The following is a 2,968-nucleotide window of genomic DNA, read 5'->3' on the forward strand; positions in this document are numbered from 1 at the left end:
GGTGGACATCTCGTCTACCGAAATCCGGGAAAGGCTGGCCACCGGACACTCCATTCGTTATATGGTGACAGACAGTGTCTACGACTATATCAGAAGGAGGGGAATGTATGGCATTCAGCCGCGAAGAACTGATTAAAGCCGTGTCCGGACAAATGCCGGCCATGCGCTGGAAGCACACAGAAGGCGTGATGCAATCCGCCGTCATGCTTGCGGAGCGTTACGGAGCGGACCCTGTTAAGGCCGAAACGGCGGCGATTCTGCACGACGTGGCCAAATACTGGCCTGTGAAGCAAATGGAAGCGATCATTAAGGAAAATGATTTGTCGAAAGATCTGCTGTTTTACGATAAGCCGCTCTGGCATGCCGAAGTAGGTGCTTTTGTAGCGGAACGGGATTACGGGATTACCGATCCTGAAATTTTGGATGCGATCCGGTATCATACCTCCGGCCGCATCGGCATGACCCTGATGGACAAGGTCGTGTGCCTGGCGGATTATATCGAACCGGGAAGGGATTTTCCGGGCGTGAATAATATCCGGGAACTGGCCAACCATAGCCTTGAAGAGGGATTGATCGCTGGACTGGACTCCACAATCAGCCTGCTCATCTCCCGCCGTCAGATCATTTACCCGCTGACCGTATTTGCCCGCAATGATCTTATTAAACAGTTGGAGGCGAATGTATGACCTTGAAACCTGAAGAATTGTTAAATCTGGCCGTAGCTGCCGCTGAAGATAAAAAGGCCATGAACGTCGTGGCACTCGACCTGCGGGGGATTTCCCTCATTTCCGACTATTTCGTCATCTGTCACGGGAATTCGGATACCCAGGTCCAGTCGATCGCGACCGAAATCCGCAAGCGCGTGCATGAAGCCGGTCTCGAAATCCGCGGCGTGGAAGGAATGGATTCCGCACGCTGGGTGCTGATGGACCTGGGCGACGTGATCGTGCACATTTTCCACCGGGATGAACGGGATTATTACAACATCGAGCGCCTGTGGTCGGATGCCAAGGTCGTGGAAACCGTATGAGTCCGATTGCAGGAACGATTCAAACCTATGAGGTGATGCGCGAAGTATCGCCTTACGGCTATTTTCTCGATGCCGGCGGACAGGATGTCCTGCTCCATTACACGGAGCTGACCCGGAAGATCGAGCCGGGCGAACGCGTGGAAGTGTTTATTTTTACGATACGGAAGACCGGCTGGCGGCTACGATGAAAAAGCCGTATTTGACCTTGGGCGAGATGGCCAAGCTGGTTGTGGCGGACGTGCATCCGAGACTGGGATGCTTCCTCGAAATGGGGCTTGGCCGTCAGCTGCTGCTGCCGATTCGCGAGCTTCCGGAATTGAAGGAGCTGCATCCACGGGTCGGAGACTCAGTGTTCGTCATCATGGAGCATGACAAGCAGGGACGGCTGCGCGCGAAGCTGGCCGGCGAACAGGAGCTGTCGCAGCATACGTTCCAGGCGCCGCAGTCCTGGGTAAACCAGTGGTTCACCGCGACGGTGTACCGCCCGCTGCAGATGGGAACATTCGTAATCGTGGACGGGGGAGTGCTCGGCTTCGGCGCCATCGGCATGATCCACTCCTCGGAGCGAACCCGTATGCTGCGTCTGGGCGAAGAGCTGCAGGTGCGGGTCAGTCACATTCGTGAGGACGGACGCGTCAACCTGTCCATGGCGCAGCGCAAGGAAGTTGGCCGGGATTTGGATGCCGACCGCCTGCTGGCGTTCTTGAAGGAACGTCCGAACGGAGGCATGCCGTATTCGGATGCGACGCCTCCGGACATTATCAAGCAGCGCTTTGGCATCAGCAAGTCGGCATTCAAGCGCGCGATCGGCAAATTGATGAAGGAAGGTCTTATCACACAGAAGGAGAACTGGACTTATCTGGTTCAGCCGGAAAGTTCCAAACCGGAAACGGGCGGGAACGCCGATCCGTCCTAACAGGGCGGGAACGCCGATCCGTCCTAACAGGGCTGGGAGGATTTTCGGAACGTTAACAGAAAGTGCGGTGTCATCATGTCCTCTTACAGAAAATTTGCATATGTTTACGATGAACTGATGGAAGATATGCCGTATCCCGATTGGCTTCGGTTTGCAAGACAGGCCTGGGAAAAATACGGCATGCCGAAAAGTGTGGTAGAACTGGGATGCGGCACGGGCAGCATCACGATTCCGCTTGTGAACTCGGGGTTCGAAGTGACAGGGATCGACCTGTCGGCGGACATGCTGTCCGTAGCAAGGCGGAAGATGGAAAAGACGCCGCAGGGCAGCCGCCTGTTCCGGGAGGGCTCCATCCGCTGGGTGCAGCAGGATATGCGTGCTTGGGAGCTGCCCGAGCCCGTTGATGCGGTCATTTCATTTTGCGACTGCATCAGCTACCTGCTGGAAGAAGCCGATATCGTCGCGACCTTCAGACAGACCTATAACGGGCTGAAGGACAAGGGGATCTTCGTGTTTGACGTGCATCATCCGAATACGATCATCCGCTATGACGAGGAGCAGCCGTTCGTATGGGACGACAAGTCGGTTTCGTACATCTGGACCTGCGACCTGGACGCGCCGCGGTGCGAAATCGAGCATCATTTGAGCATCTTTGCGAAAGAAGAAGACAGCGATTTGTACCGCCGCTTTGAAGAAGTGCACGTGCAGCGGGGCTATGATCCGAAATGGATGAAGAGCGAACTGCTCAAGGCCGGATTCCGGGACGTGCAGACGTATGCCGACTTTGAGTGGGTGGAAGCGGACGACGAGGCGCAGCGGCTGTTTTTCGTCGCGGTCAAATAGGCTAAGAACTCATGTCCTTGCAAAGCATCTGGTCTATATTGGAGAGGATGCTTTGCGGGATTTTGCCTCGGAACGAAGGTTCCGGGGCTATTTGCGGCTAATAGTATAATGGGAGATGCCTAACTGAGCATCGTCTTCAACAAATTCAAACAGAAACGGAGAGAACATGATGAGTTTAA

General features: G+C 55.1%; 3 protein-coding genes and 2 pseudogenes. All 5 read left to right on the forward strand.

Going from position 1 to position 2,968, the window contains the following annotated elements:
* A pseudogene (nadD, locus tag CPT76_RS40290) lies at window positions 1-136 on the forward strand (nicotinate-nucleotide adenylyltransferase); the annotation flags it as partial.
* Window positions 108-686, forward strand: a complete 579-nt coding sequence (gene yqeK, locus CPT76_RS21925; RefSeq protein WP_105444469.1) for a bis(5'-nucleosyl)-tetraphosphatase (symmetrical) YqeK — start codon at window positions 108-110, stop codon at window positions 684-686. The pseudogene nadD and the gene yqeK, both read left to right, overlap by 29 nt.
* Window positions 683-1,030 carry a ribosome silencing factor gene (gene rsfS, locus CPT76_RS21930; RefSeq protein ID WP_076169738.1) on the forward strand — a complete coding sequence of 116 codons (348 nt, stop codon included), beginning with the start codon at window positions 683-685 and terminating at the stop codon, window positions 1,028-1,030. Before yqeK ends, rsfS begins: the two co-directional genes overlap by 4 nt.
* Window positions 1,027-1,946: pseudogene (locus tag CPT76_RS21935) on the forward strand (CvfB family protein). The gene rsfS and the pseudogene CPT76_RS21935 overlap by 4 nt, the downstream one beginning before the upstream one ends.
* 75 nt (window positions 1,947-2,021) lie before the next feature.
* Window positions 2,022-2,789 (forward strand): class I SAM-dependent DNA methyltransferase, encoded by a 768-nt coding sequence (locus CPT76_RS21940; protein WP_076169740.1) that lies wholly within the window; start codon window positions 2,022-2,024, stop codon window positions 2,787-2,789.
* Window positions 2,790-2,968 lie beyond the last annotated feature (179 nt).

It is taken from the genome of Paenibacillus sp. AR247 (genome assembly GCF_002968895.1).
GTDB classification, from domain to species: domain Bacteria; phylum Bacillota; class Bacilli; order Paenibacillales; family Paenibacillaceae; genus Paenibacillus_AQ; species Paenibacillus_AQ favisporus.